Consider the following 12,108-nt stretch of genomic DNA (forward strand, 5'->3'; position numbering starts at 1 on the left):
CGCTGCCTCGGCGGGATCAGCTCGGCGGCCGCGACACGCACTGCGCCGAGTACAGCTCCTCACCCAGCTTTTCCATCAACTCCAGCTGGGTCTCCAGATAGTCGACGTGCTTTTCCTCGTCGGCCACGATCTTTTCCAGGATGTTCGCGCTGGTGCTGTCCTGCTTCTCGCGGCACATGATGATGCCCGGCTTGAGCCGGTCCAGCACCTCGTATTCGATGGCCAGGTCGGCTTCGAACTGCTCGCGCAGCGTCTGGCCGATGCGCAGCGAGAAGAGGCGCTGGTAGTTGGGCAGGCCGTCGAGCAGCAAGATGCGGTCGGTGATTTCCTCCGCGTGCCGCATCTCGTCGAAGGACTCTTCGCGGGTCTTTTCGGCCAGCTCGGTGAAGCCCCAGTTCTCCTGCATCTTGGAATGCAGGAAGTACTGGTTGATCGCGGTGAGCTCGCTGGTCAGCTGCTCGTTGAGCAGGCGCAGAACGTCCGGATCGCCTTGCATGATCGCTCCTACGGTGTGAAAGCCGACATGGGCGGCCGCGGCGATTGGGCTGAAACACCGGGCTCTAGCAGCACTTTGCCATGCGGATTTGGAATCTTCCAGGAAGGTATGGCTGTGCTCAGTGTGTCGCGTGAGTCACTCGCCAAGGGTTAGGCATCGCTAACCTACTTAGGCTAGACTTCACTAACATGCGGCTTGTTCGCTCGGCCTACGTCCGCCCCCGGGGGGTGGGCTGATGTACGTGTGCCTCTGCGTCGGGGCCACCAACCAAACCGTCTGCGACGCCGTCGCGCGGGGCGCCTCGACGTCCAAGGAGGTCGCCGAAGCGTGCGGCGCCGGCGGTGACTGCGGGCGCTGCAGGCGCACGCTGCGCGCGATCATCGCGGCCTCGCGCCAATTCGAGCCCGCTCAGTAGCGTCCGGGCTTTCCGTCAGCGCCGGTTGCTGAAATCGGCCAGGGCCGCGGCATTTGCCTGGGCGCCCATCAGTTCGGCGAAATGGGCGTTCTCTCGCGCACTGGCCGCGGTGATCTCCGGACGTACCGGCTCCATCATGGTGTGCTTGACGGCCATCAGGCTCGAGATCGGCCGCGCCGCAAGGACTTCCGCGTGCCGACGGGCCTCTGACAGCAGCTCGTCCGGCTCGCAGACCCGCCAGACCAGACCCATCCGCAACGCCTCGTCGGCGTCGATCCACTCCGAGGACATCAACAGCCAGGCGGCGTTCTGCCGGCCCACCAGTTGCGGCAGCAGATACGACGAGGCCGCCTCCGGGGCCACTCCCAGGCTGGTGAACGGGCACTTCAGCCGGGCCGCCGACGACATGAACGCCAGGTCGGCGTAGCCGAGGATGGTGGCGCCGATGCCCACCCCCACGCCGTTGACGGCGCAGATCAGCGGCTTGGGAAACGCGCTGAGGGCCTCGATCAGGCCGGGAAATCCGTGCTCGCCCGGCGTGAAGTTCGGGTCGGTGATGCGCGCCTGCATCTCGGCCAAGTCGGTGCCCGCGCTGAAGCCGCGGCCCGCGCCGGTCAGCAGGACGACGGCGACCTCCGGATCCTCGGCGGCGGCCAGCAGCGCCTCGGCCGTCGCGTCATAGAGGGCCTCGTTGAAAGCGTTGAGCGCTTCGGGCCGGTTCAGCGTCAGGGTGCGCACCCGGTTTTTGTCGTCGATCTGCAGCGTCACCGCTGCAGCCTATCGGGTGAGGTTCACCCGTTGCTGTAGACGCGAGTCGGCGCGATCAGCACGACCGCGCGCCGCTCCCTGGCCATCACGCGGTCGTATTCGTCCCAGTCGTCGTGGGTGCCGCCCGCGGCGGTGAACACCTCGCGGAGCAACAGCCGCAACCGGTCGGCGTCGCCCAGCCAGGGCTGCGCGTCGTCCGGACCGGCCAGCTCCGCGCGGCCCTCGACGGTCGCCCACTGCCAGCCGTTCTTGAACGTGACGGCCAGCTGCGGGCGGGCCCGCAGGTTGGCCAGCTTGACCTTGCCGTAGGTGGTGAACCCCAGGGCCGGCTCCCCCGTCGCCGGGTGCGGCAGCAGCCCGACGTTGACCAGCGACGCCTGCACCGTCCCGTCGGCGCGGATCGTGGACACCACCGCCAGACCGCTTTCTCCCTTGGCCAGCGCCACCGCCTCGTCGAGCGTTGTCATCAGCGATCCCTCAATCCCGGAATGGTGTCCTGAACACGTAGCGGCTGGTCGGCACGGTGTCGATGTTGTCGTTGGCGCCGAATGCAGTTGTGCTGGCGACCATCCGGCCGAGCCGGTGCTGCAGGTCGTCGTCGTCGGCGGCACCGAAGAACGCCTTCAGGTCGGTGATCGCCTCCTCGGGGAACAACTCCTCGACGATGCCCGCGATTCCCGGCGCGTCCGGGGTGAGGGCGCGTACCACAAAGTTCTGGGTGTAGCCGAACGTCGACTGGGTTTCGATGGCTACCGAGGTGTGGTCACCCTGCCATCGGGCCAGCCACGTCGCCTGGTCCAGATGATCGGGCCGGCGCAGCAACGCGATGTTGGCCAGACCCGTTGTCCGACAACCGGGTTCGGTCGGCGGCGCGGCAAGCGGAACGGACTCGGTCACCAGGTAGGCGGCAAGCTGCTCGCATTCCTGGCCGAGGAATTTCAACGCCGCCTGCATCTGGTCGCCATAGCATTGCTGGGTCCACATGCTGACCACCGCGGCCACCGGCGGGTCCAGGGTCGTCAGCGTCATCAGCGAGTGACGCACCGCGCTGTCCCGAACGTTCACCTGCAGCCCGAACAGGCCCAGTTCCGTCAGCGCGTCGGCGACGTGACCCCGTTGCCGGGCACACCACTCGTCGTCCGCCTCTGGGCGCATCAGGACCGCGATCACCTTTTCCATGCGCCGAACTTACCGCCGGGCCTTGACTATTTGACGGGCCGCACCTGGTGTTCCCGGCTGATCAGTGCGCCGATCGTCGCGGCCAGCTGCCGGTAGGAGTCGTCGCGGCCGCTCGAGGAGCGAAACACCAGGCCGATCCGCCGTCCCGGGCGCGGGGTAGCGAACTGCGCGAGCCCGAGGCGGCTTCTGGCGGCCTCGACGGGGACCGCGCTCTGCGGAATGAGGGTGACGCCCAGCCCGCCCGTCACGCACTGCACCGCGGTCGCCAGCGACGCCGCGCGGGTGTTGGCGAGTTCCGCCCGAACGCCGGCCTTCTGGCAGACGTCCAGCGCCTGGTCGCGCAGGCAGTGCCCTTCGTCCAGCAGCAGCAGCGGCAGTTCGGCCAGCGCGGCCGCCGGCACCCGGCGTTTGCCCGACAGCGGGTGGTCGGGCGGCAGCGCGAGCACGAAATCCTCGTCGTAAATCGGGACCGCGGTCATCCCGACGGCCGGCGGGCCCGAGGCCGGCAAGGCGATGAGGGCGGCGTCCAGCGCGCCCTCGCGCAGCAGCCGCAGCAGCCGCTCGGTTTGGTCCTCGATGACCCGCAGGGTCAGCGACGGCAGTCGCTCGGCCAGGCCGGCCAGCACCGTCGGCAGCACGTAGGGCGCCACCGTGGGTATCAGTCCCAGCCGCGCGCCGGCCCGCAGCGGATCGGATGCGCCCGCGGCGGCGGCGGTGAACGCGTCGACGGCCTCGACCACGGCCAGCGCATGCGGCAGCAGCTGCGAGCCCTCCGCCGTCAAGAAGACACGCCGTGTCGACCTTTCGAACAGCTGCGAGCCGAGGCCGGCCTCCAGCGCCGCCAGCGCCTGCGACAGCGTCGACTGGCTTACGCCGAGAGTTGTTGCGGCGCTGCTGAAATGCTGCTTTTCGGCCACCGCGACGAACGCACGAAGCCCGGCGACGGTCGGCTGATAGCTCTTATCGGACATGGCTATAAGTATAGTGTGATATATCACCTTTACTTCAAACAACGTGGGCGGCATCATGGTGGCAGACAGCTAATCTTGAGTGATTCCAAAAAAGGAGTGATATGTCCCTGCTGACGATCGGCGACCAGTTCCCCGCCTACGAGCTCACCGCCCTGATCGGTGGCGATCTGTCCAAGGTCGACGCCAAGCAGCCCGGCGATTACTTCACGACCATCACCAACGAGGACCACCCCGGTAAGTGGCGCGTGATCTTCTTCTGGCCCAAGGACTTTACCTTCGTGTGCCCGACGGAGATCGCGGCGTTCGGCAAGCTCAACGACGAATTCGCCGACCGCGACGCGCAGATCCTCGGCGTCTCGATCGACAGCGAGTTCGTGCACTTCCAGTGGCGCGCCCAGCACGAGGACCTGAAGAACCTGCCGTTCCCGATGCTCTCGGACATCAAGCGGGAGCTCGCCCTGGCGACGGGCGTGCTCAATGACGAGGGCGTTGCGGACCGGGTGACCTTCCTGGTCGATCCGAACAACGAAATCCAATTCGTCTCGGCGACCGCCGGATCCGTGGGGCGTAATGTCGACGAGGTGCTGCGCGTCCTCGACGCGCTGCAGTCGGATGAGCTGTGCGCCTGCAACTGGCGCAAGGGCGACCCGACGATCGACGCCGGCGAGCTGCTCAAGGCTTCGGCCTAGGAGGGGGACATGAGCGTAGAAAACCTCAAGGCCGCGCTGCCGGAATACGCCAAGGACCTCAAGCTCAACCTGGGCTCGATCACCCGCAGCACGGAGCTGAACGACGAGCAGCTCTGGGGCACCCTGCTGGCGAGCGCCGCGGCCACGCGGAATGCCCAGGTGCTGGCCGACATTGGCGCCGAGTCGGCCGACTACCTGTCGGCCGAGGCCTACCAGGCGGCACTGGGCGCGGCATCCATCATGGCCATGAACAACGTGTTCTACCGTGGCCGTGGCTTCCTCGACGGCTCCTACGACGACCTGCGGGCCGGGTTGCGGATGAACATCATCGCCAATCCGGGCGTGGCGAAGGCGAATTTCGAGCTGTGGTGCTTCGCGGTGTCGTCGATCAACGGATGCCCGGACTGCGTGACGGCGCACGAGCGCACGCTGCGCGAGGCGGGGGTGAGCCGGGAGACGATCAACGAGGCGCTCAAGACCGCGGCCATCGTTGCCGGTGTGGCCCAGGCGATCGTGACCACCCAGACCCCGGCCGCCGTCGGCTGATCGCAGTGACGGCGCCGGCCTGGGTAGAACACGCCATCTGGTGGCAGGTCTATCCCCTGGGGTTCGTCGGCGCATTTCCATCGTCGGAGCCGCCGCGGCCGGATCAACACCGGCTGCGGCGGCTCGCCGATTGGTTCGACCACGCCATCGCGCTGGGGGCTTCCGGGATCGCCCTGGGGCCGATCTTCGCCTCGCGCACCCACGGCTACGACACCACTGACCACTACCGCATCGACCCGCGGCTGGGGGACGACGCCGACTTCGATTACCTGGTGGCCGAGGCCCACCGCCGCGGCCTGCGCGTGCTGCTCGACGGTGTGTTCAACCACGTCGGCGTGGATTTCGCCCGCTACCGCGAGGCGGCGCCCGACTGGTTCAGCGGAGACACGTTCGAGGGCCACGCGGAGCTCGTCACCCTCAACCACGACAACCCCGAGGTCATCGACTACACCGTGGACGTGATGGCGCACTGGCTCGGGCGTGGCGCCGACGGCTGGCGCCTGGACGCGGCCTACATTGTGCCGCAGCAATTCTGGGCCGCGACACTGCCGAGGGTGCGCGAGCGATTCCGGGATGCCTGGTTCGTCGGCGAGCTCATTCATGGTGACTACGCCGAGGTCGTCGAGGCGGCGACCTTCGACTCGGCCACCCAATACGAGCTGTGGAAGGCGACCTGGAGCGGCCTCAACGACGGCAACTTCTTCGAGCTGGACTGGGCGCTGCAGCGGCACAACGCGTTGCTGGACAGCTTCGCCCCCATGACTTTCGTCGGCAACCACGACGTCACCCGCATCGCCAGCCGGCTGGAGCGGCCCGAACACGTGGCCCACGCGCTGGTGATCCTGCTGACCGTGGGCGGGGTGCCCAGCGTGTACGCCGGCGACGAGCTCGGGTTCCGCGGGGTCAAGGAGGAGCGGTACGGCGGCGACGACGCGGTACGCCCCGAGTTCGGCTCTCCCCCACTGGAACTGGATGCGTTCGGCACACAGATGTGGGCGCTGCACCAGTTCCTGGTCGGCCTGCGCCGCCGCCACCCGTGGCTGCATGCGGCGTCGACCACCACGGTGCGGCTGCAAAATCGCCATTACGTCTACGAGACCCGCAACGGAGACGACGCGCTGCTGGTCGCGCTCAACATCGACGACGAGCCGCTGCGCCTGGCGCTCTCGGAGTGCGGCGCGGCGCGCGGGGAAGTTCTCGGCGGATCGGCGGCCCCGCCGCAGGAGGTCGTGGATACCGTCGTCGTCGAGCCGCATGGCTGGCGGATCCTGCGTCCCGTCTAGGCGCCGCCGACCCCGTCCGCCACATCCCCCACATCCGCATCTACTCGGGGGCGGCACCCTTTGTGCCCGCCTCGTAGCGACAAACCGATTGCACCCGTTGGCTTGTCGCTGTGGCAGATAGGTTTGCCGAGCGAACTACGAACCCGTCAGCCGCTGCAGCGTCAGCTGGTCCTGCCGGCCGCCGTAGTACTTGTCGAGCAGCGCGAGGAAATCCTCGTTGTCATCGGCGGCGCGGGCGAACAGCGTCATCGACGAACGCAGCTTGAGATCGTCGGGGGAACCGAAGATGTCTGCCGCCGAACGGCCGTCGACGTCGTTGACCAGCCGGGTGCACTCGCGCAGCCGGGGCCCGAGCACCTCGTGGGCCAGGTAGGCGCGGGCTTCCTCGAGTGAGGAAATGCCGTAGTGGACGGCCGTCGGGCTGCTGCCCAGCCCGCGAAGTTGGGGAAACACGAACCACATCCAGTGGCTGCGTTTTCGCCCGGCGCGCAACTCCTCGACCACGTCGCGGTAGACCGGGGCCTGCGCATCGACGAAACGCTTCAGGTCGAAGGGATCGCTCGCCATGCGACTACGGTTGCACACATGGTCGTGAAACGACGAGTGCCCAAAGCGCGTGACCTTGCGCCGCTGCTCCAGTTCAAACGGCCGCAGTTCAACGCGACCAGGCGCCGCCTCGACGCCGCGTTCACCATCGAAGACCTGCGGCGCATCGCCAAGCGACGCACCCCCAAGGCGGCGTTCGACTACACCGACGGGGCCGCCGAGGACGAGCTGTCCATCCGGCGGGCCCGACAGGCCTTCCGCGACATCGAGTTTCACCCGACGATCCTGCGCGACGTCTCCAACGTGACCGCCGGATGGGACGTCCTGGGCCAGCCGGTCGTCTTGCCCTTCGGGATCGCCCCGACGGGGTTCACCCGGTTGATGCACACCGAGGGCGAGATCGCCGGTGCGGGCGCGGCGGCCAGGGCCGGTATCCCGTTCTCGCTGTCCACCCTGGGCACCACCGCCATCGAAGACCTGGTCACCGCTGTCCCCCAGGGTCGCAAGTGGTTTCAGCTGTACATGTGGCGCGACCGCGAGCGGTCGATGGCGCTGGTGCAGCGCGCCGCCCACGCCGGCTTCGACACGCTGCTGGCCACCGTCGACGTCCCGGTCGCCGGCGCGCGCCTGCGCGACAACCGCAACGGGATGACCATCCCGCCGACGCTCACCCTGCGCACCGTCCTGGACGCGGTGCCCCACCCGAAGTGGTGGTTCGACCTGTTGACCACCGAGCCGCTGGCATTCGCGTCGCTGGATCGCTGGTCGGGCACCGTCGGCGAGTACCTCAGCACGATGTTCGACCCGAGCCTCACCTTCGATGACCTGGAATGGATCAAGGCGCAATGGCCCGGCAAGCTGGTGGTCAAGGGGATCCAGACGCTCGACGACGCCCGCGCCGTCGTCGACCGCGGCGTGGACGGCATCGTGCTGTCCAATCACGGTGGGCGCCAATTGGATCGGGCGCCCGTGCCGTTTCACCTGTTGCCCGTGGTCGCCCGCGAGCTGGGCAAACACACCGAGATCCTGGTGGACACCGGCATCATGTCCGGCGCCGACATCGTCGCGGCGATCGCCCTGGGCGCCCGGTGCACCCTGATCGGCCGGGCCTACCTCTACGGGCTGATGGCCGGCGGTGAGGCGGGCGTGACACGCGCGATCGAAATCCTGCAGGGCGGCGTGCTGCGGACGATGGGCCTGCTCGGCGTGACGTGCCTCGAGGAGCTCTCCCCCAAGCACGTGACGCAGCTGCGGCGGCTGGGGCCGATTTCGCCCGGAGCGTGACGCTGGCGCGTCGGGAACAAATCCACCTGGGGCTGGGTTAAGCGCATCAGACTCAACTTTTGGAGGATTGATGGCTGGAGCCAAATCAGTGCCCGTGTTGTTCACCGGCACGATCGTGTTGCCCGGAATGGTGGTGCCGATCGAGCTGGACGATGCCGCGCGCGCGGCGATCGACGCCGCGCAGGCCAGCGAATCCGGGGAGCTGCTGATCGCACCCCGGCTTGACGACCGGTACGCGACGCACGGCGTGATCGCAAAGATCCTGCAGGTCGGGCGGATCGCCGGCGGTGGCACGGCCGCCGTCGTGCGCGGTGAGCGCCGGGCCCACATCGGGGCGGGCGCATCCGGGCCCGGGGCGGCGCTGTGGGTCGAGGTGACGGAGGTGCCCCAGATCCCGGCCACGGACGAGGTCAAGGCCCTGGCGGCCGAGTACAAGAAGCTGCTGCTGGCGATGCTGCAACGGCGCGAGGCCTGGCAGATCGTCGATTACGTCAACAGCCTGACCGATCCGTCGGCGCTGGCCGACACGTCGGGGTACGCGTCGTACCTGACCGATGTGCAAAAGCGAGAGCTGCTGGAGACCGTTGATGTGGGCAGTCGCCTCCGCATCCTGATCGACTGGACCAGCTCGCATCTGGCGGAGGTCGAGGTCAACGACAAGATCGCCGAGGACGTGCGGGAGGGCATGGAAAAGACGCAGAAGGAGTTCCTGCTGCGCCAGCAACTGGCCGCCATCCGCAAGGAGCTGGGCGAGGGCGAGCCCGACGGATCCGATGACTACCGGGCCCGCGTCGAGCAGGCCGACCTGCCCGAGAAGGTGCGGGAGGCCGCGCTGCGCGAGGTCGGCAAGCTGGAACGCGCCAGCGACCAGAGCCCCGAATCCGGGTGGATTCGGACCTGGCTGGACACCGTGCTCGATTTGCCCTGGAACGTGCGGACCGAGGATTCGACGGACCTGAAGGCGGCGCGGGGCATCCTGGACGCCGACCACCACGGGTTGGACGACGTCAAGGACCGCATCGTCGAATACCTGGCGGTGCGGACGCGCCGCGCACAGCGCGGGCTGCAGGTGGTCGGCGGGCGGGGTTCCGGCGCCGTGATGGTGTTGGCCGGTCCTCCCGGTGTCGGCAAGACGTCGCTGGGTGAGAGCGTGGCCCGGGCGCTGGGCCGCAAGTTCGTCCGCGTCGCCCTGGGCGGCGTGCGCGACGAGGCCGAGATCCGCGGCCACCGACGCACCTACGTGGGCGCGCTGCCGGGCCGGATCGTGCGCGCGATCGGCGAGGCGGGATCGATGAATCCCGTTGTGCTGCTGGACGAGATCGACAAGGTCGGGTCCGACTACCGCGGCGACCCGAGCGCGGCGCTGCTCGAGGTGCTCGACCCGGCGCAGAACCACACGTTCCGCGACCACTACCTGGATCTGGACCTGGACCTGTCCGACGTGGTGTTCCTGGCCACCGCCAACGTGATCGAGAACATCCCGTCGGCGCTGCTGGACCGCATGGAGCTGGTGCAGATCGACGGCTACACCGAGGACGACAAGGTCGCCATCGCCCGCGACTACCTGCTGCCCCGGCAGCGGGAGCGGGCGGCGCTGAACGACGACGAGGTCACCGTCACCGATGCCGCGCTGCGCAAGATCGCGGCGGATTACACCCGCGAGCCGGGGGTTCGGCAGTTCGAACGGCTGCTGGCCAAGGCGTTGCGCAAGGTGACGACCAAGCTGGCCGAGGAGAGTGCGCCGGTGACCGTCGACGAGCCCGACCTGGTCGGGTACCTGGGCCGGCCGCGGTTCACGCCGGAGTCGGCGGAACGCACGGCGGTGCCCGGTGTGGCGACCGGCCTGGCCGTCACCGGCCTGGGCGGCGACGTGCTCTACATCGAGGCGGGCGCCACCGACGGCGAGCCGGGCTTGCAATTGACCGGTCAGTTGGGTGACGTGATGAAGGAGTCGGCGCAGATCGCCCTGTCCTACGTGCGCTCGCACGCCGCCGAGCTGGGCGTAGACCCCAAGGCGTTGGACCGGCGCATCCACGTGCACGTGCCCGCCGGCGCGGTGCCCAAGGACGGCCCGTCGGCCGGTGTGACGATGGTCACGGCGCTGGTGTCGATGGCCACCGGACGTCAGGTGCGCTCCGACGTCGGCATGACCGGCGAGGTCACGCTGAACGGCCGGGTGCTGCCCATCGGCGGGGTGAAGCAGAAGTTGCTGGCGGCCCAACGCGCCGGTCTGTCAACGGTTTTCATCCCGTCGCGCAACGAGCCCGATTTGGACGACGTTCCCGCCGAGGTGCTCGACGCGCTGGACGTCAAGCCGATGACCGACGTCGCCGAGATCGTGGCGCAGGCGCTGGTGTCTGCAGAGAACACAGCCCACACCGGTGAGGCGGCGGCCTAAAAGCCTGCCAATCGCGTGCAGGGTGTCGTAAAGATTGCTGCCAATTAATCGGGACGAAGGCGTTTTCGGTTCGGGCGACCCGGGTAGCCGCAAGGACGGGGGGTCATCCCCTGTCCCTCGGCCCAAACCCGGAGCCTGGGGAAACAACTGAACAACACCGTCGATGCTGTTGCGCTGCGTGCGTCGCAGCCAGGCTGGACAAGGAGTTCACATGCACCTCAACAAGATCACCGCGACCGCCGCGATGGCGGGCGGCCTCGGGGCCGCGGCACTGGGGATCGGCGCCGGTTTGGCGCAAGCCGATCCCGGCCCGAACGTGCCTGGCCCGGGTCCGAACGTGCCCGGTCCGAACGTGCCCGGTCCCAACATGCCGGGGCAGGGTCCGGCGCAGGGCCCGTACGTCCCTGGGCAGCCGATTTGTAACGGCGGACCCGGCGTCAACTGCAACGGGCCGGGCTCCCCGCTTCCTCCGGGGCAGAACGGCGCGCCGCCGCCGGGGCACTACAACGACCCGGGCAGCTACGGGCTTCCCGCCACGTGGGTGCCGCCAGTCGGTGACCCCGACGGGACCCAACTTCCGGTCGTCTACAACCCGGATCTGGGCCAGTGGGGCGTTAACACGTCGACCGGTTTCCAGGCCTACACGCCCGCCGGTGGGGCCAACGGCCAGGTGAACGGCGGCGTCGGCACGCCCGGAGCCCCCCGTTAAAGCCGGTACCTAAAAGCCGGAATGTGGCAGCCGCCCCCGAAAGGGGGCGGCTGTTGCTGTTGCGGGTGACATTCGTCGCGGGTTCGGCGTTGAATAGAGCCGTGAGCGTGAAACGCCAAGTGGTTCATCGTGTTCAACGGCTGCTGGTCAACCCGGTCGGCCGCAAGATGCCCGGAGTGATCCTGGAAACTACCGGCCGCAAGAGCGGGCGGCCGCGACGAACCGCCGTCGGCGGGCGCGTCGTCGACAATCAGTTCTGGATGGTCTCCGAACACGGCGAGCATTCGGACTATGTCCACAACATCAAGGCGAATCCCGCCGTTCGGGTGCGCGTCAACGGCCAGTGGCGCAGCGGAACCGCCCATTTGCTGCCCGACGACGACCCGCTGCGCCGGCTGGGAAACCTCCCGCGGCTCAACAGCGCGGTGGTGCGGCTGATGGGCAGCGATTTGCTGACCATCCGGGTCGACCTGGACTGAGATGGCCTACGACGAAGACCTGGCCAACCGGATCCGCGAGCTCCTCGGCCCCGAGCGGGGCGTCGAGGAGAAGCGCATGTTCGGCGGCCTGGCGTTCCTGATCAACGGCAACATGTCGGTGGCGGCCAGCGGCCAGGGCGGCCTGCTGGTGCGGGTGCCGCCGGAGGACACCGACAAGCTGCTGGCGCGCGACCACGTCGGCCCCATGGTGATGGCCGGCCGGGAGGCCCGCGGCTGGATACGCGTCGACGCCGGCGGGCTGCGCACCAAACGCCTGCTGCAGGGCTGGGTCGCCCGGGGCGTCGGGTACGCCCGCAGCCTGCCCGCGAAATGACGTCGATCGGT

Annotated in this window: 15 protein-coding genes; 9 read left to right on the forward strand and 6 right to left on the reverse strand. The window is 68.4% G+C overall.

The genetic code is table 11. From position 1 onward, the window contains the following. Positions 1–16: 16 nt before the first annotated feature. On the reverse strand, positions 17–496 hold the full coding sequence (gene bfr / locus AWB89_RS10370; protein ID WP_068231981.1) for a bacterioferritin: 480 nt from the start codon (positions 494–496) through the stop codon (positions 17–19). 235 nt (positions 497–731) lie between these two features. On the opposite strand from bfr, the gene AWB89_RS10375 reads away from it, so the two are divergent. After that, the gene (locus AWB89_RS10375) at positions 732–911 is read left to right on the forward strand and encodes a (2Fe-2S)-binding protein (RefSeq protein WP_066912704.1); all 180 of its coding nucleotides are present in this window, start codon (positions 732–734) and stop codon (positions 909–911) included. A 15-nt stretch (positions 912–926) separates the two neighbouring features. On the opposite strand, the gene AWB89_RS10380 is transcribed toward AWB89_RS10375, so the two are convergent. The 4 genes from AWB89_RS10380 to AWB89_RS10395 are packed head-to-tail and all read right to left on the reverse strand — an operon-like array spanning position 927 to position 3,829. Then, positions 927–1,679 (reverse strand): enoyl-CoA hydratase/isomerase family protein, encoded by a 753-nt coding sequence (locus AWB89_RS10380; RefSeq protein ID WP_085173334.1) that lies wholly within the window; start codon positions 1,677–1,679, stop codon positions 927–929. 23 nt (positions 1,680–1,702) lie between these two features. Then, complete coding sequence (locus tag AWB89_RS10385; protein WP_085100535.1) at positions 1,703–2,146, reverse strand: PPOX class F420-dependent oxidoreductase; 444 nt, start codon at positions 2,144–2,146, stop codon at positions 1,703–1,705. A gap of 10 nt (positions 2,147–2,156) precedes the next feature. Continuing rightward, positions 2,157–2,858, reverse strand: a complete 702-nt coding sequence (locus tag AWB89_RS10390) for an EthD domain-containing protein (protein ID WP_085173336.1) — start codon at positions 2,856–2,858, stop codon at positions 2,157–2,159. Between the two features lie 26 nt (positions 2,859–2,884). Further along, positions 2,885–3,829: a hydrogen peroxide-inducible genes activator gene (locus AWB89_RS10395; RefSeq protein WP_085173338.1), complete on the reverse strand. Its 945-nt coding sequence runs from the start codon at positions 3,827–3,829 to the stop codon at positions 2,885–2,887. 101 nt (positions 3,830–3,930) lie between these two features. On the opposite strand from AWB89_RS10395, the gene AWB89_RS10400 reads away from it, so the two are divergent. The 3 genes from AWB89_RS10400 to AWB89_RS10410 are packed head-to-tail and all read left to right on the forward strand — an operon-like array spanning position 3,931 to position 6,347. After that, on the forward strand, positions 3,931–4,518 hold the full coding sequence (locus AWB89_RS10400) for a peroxiredoxin (protein WP_085100544.1): 588 nt from the start codon (positions 3,931–3,933) through the stop codon (positions 4,516–4,518). Positions 4,519–4,527: 9 nt separating this feature from the next. Next, positions 4,528–5,064 (forward strand): alkyl hydroperoxide reductase, encoded by a 537-nt coding sequence (locus AWB89_RS10405; RefSeq protein WP_085173340.1) that lies wholly within the window; start codon positions 4,528–4,530, stop codon positions 5,062–5,064. Between the two features lie 5 nt (positions 5,065–5,069). After that, entirely contained in the window at positions 5,070–6,347 is a 1,278-nt protein-coding gene (locus AWB89_RS10410; RefSeq protein WP_085173342.1) for an alpha-amylase family glycosyl hydrolase, read from the forward strand. A gap of 135 nt (positions 6,348–6,482) precedes the next feature. Here the strand turns inward: AWB89_RS10410 and AWB89_RS10415 are convergent, their stop codons facing one another. Then, positions 6,483–6,914, reverse strand: a complete 432-nt coding sequence (locus AWB89_RS10415; RefSeq protein WP_085173344.1) for a DUF1810 domain-containing protein — start codon at positions 6,912–6,914, stop codon at positions 6,483–6,485. 18 nt (positions 6,915–6,932) lie between these two features. Between AWB89_RS10415 and AWB89_RS10420 the strand changes: the two genes are divergently transcribed. The 5 genes from AWB89_RS10420 (at position 6,933) to AWB89_RS10440 (ending at position 12,097) form a co-directional block, all read left to right on the forward strand. Next, complete coding sequence (locus tag AWB89_RS10420; protein ID WP_085173346.1) at positions 6,933–8,177, forward strand: alpha-hydroxy acid oxidase; 1,245 nt, start codon at positions 6,933–6,935, stop codon at positions 8,175–8,177. A gap of 70 nt (positions 8,178–8,247) precedes the next feature. Continuing rightward, on the forward strand, positions 8,248–10,575 hold the full coding sequence (gene lon, locus AWB89_RS10425; protein ID WP_085173348.1) for an endopeptidase La: 2,328 nt from the start codon (positions 8,248–8,250) through the stop codon (positions 10,573–10,575). A 211-nt stretch (positions 10,576–10,786) separates the two neighbouring features. Beyond that, entirely contained in the window at positions 10,787–11,284 is a 498-nt protein-coding gene (locus tag AWB89_RS26985) for a hypothetical protein (protein ID WP_142280125.1), read from the forward strand. Between the two features lie 101 nt (positions 11,285–11,385). Then, complete coding sequence (locus AWB89_RS10435; protein WP_085173350.1) at positions 11,386–11,763, forward strand: nitroreductase family deazaflavin-dependent oxidoreductase; 378 nt, start codon at positions 11,386–11,388, stop codon at positions 11,761–11,763. A 1-nt stretch (position 11,764) separates the two neighbouring features. Beyond that, the gene (locus AWB89_RS10440) at positions 11,765–12,097 is read left to right on the forward strand and encodes a TfoX/Sxy family protein (protein WP_085100568.1); all 333 of its coding nucleotides are present in this window, start codon (positions 11,765–11,767) and stop codon (positions 12,095–12,097) included. The last annotated feature ends 11 nt before the right edge of the window (positions 12,098–12,108 follow it).

The sequence above is a fragment of the Mycobacterium paraense genome, from assembly GCF_002101815.1.
Lineage (GTDB): Bacteria > Actinomycetota > Actinomycetes > Mycobacteriales > Mycobacteriaceae > Mycobacterium > Mycobacterium paraense.